Origin of the sequence: Streptomyces sp. SP18BB07 (genome assembly GCF_036322545.1) — a bacterium.
GTDB lineage: Bacteria > Actinomycetota > Actinomycetes > Streptomycetales > Streptomycetaceae > Streptomyces > Streptomyces deccanensis.
The window spans coordinates 1-305 of the sequence record NZ_JAQYWT010000078.1 but is presented as its reverse complement, the minus strand read 5'-3'; the positions used below and the strand labels follow the sequence as shown (position 1 = coordinate 305).

Below are 305 nucleotides of genomic sequence, written 5' to 3'. Positions count from 1 at the left end.
TTGTGTGGTTTTTGTTTTTTTTTTTTGGGGTTTGTGGGGGTGTTTTGGTTTTGGGTGTTTTGTTTTGTTTTTTTTTTTTTTGTTGGTGTTGGGGTTTTTTTTTTGTTTTTTGTTGGTTTTTTTTTTTTTTTTTTTTTTTTTTTTGGTGGTTTTTGGGGGGGGGGCGGCCGGTGGGGGGGGGGGTTGGGGGGGGGTGTGTTTTGGTGTTGGGTTTTGGGGGGGGGTTGCTTTTTTTTTTTTTTTTTTTTTTTTTTTTGGGGGTGTGTTTGTGGTGTTTGTTTGGGGGGTGGCCGGGCCCCCCCCCT

Annotated in this window: 1 protein-coding gene; it reads right to left on the bottom strand. The window is 42.6% G+C overall.

Annotated features, from left to right (window positions below):
- On the bottom strand, window positions 1-305 hold a 305-nt coding region (locus tag PUR53_RS47970; protein ID WP_329906963.1), incomplete at both ends, for a hypothetical protein.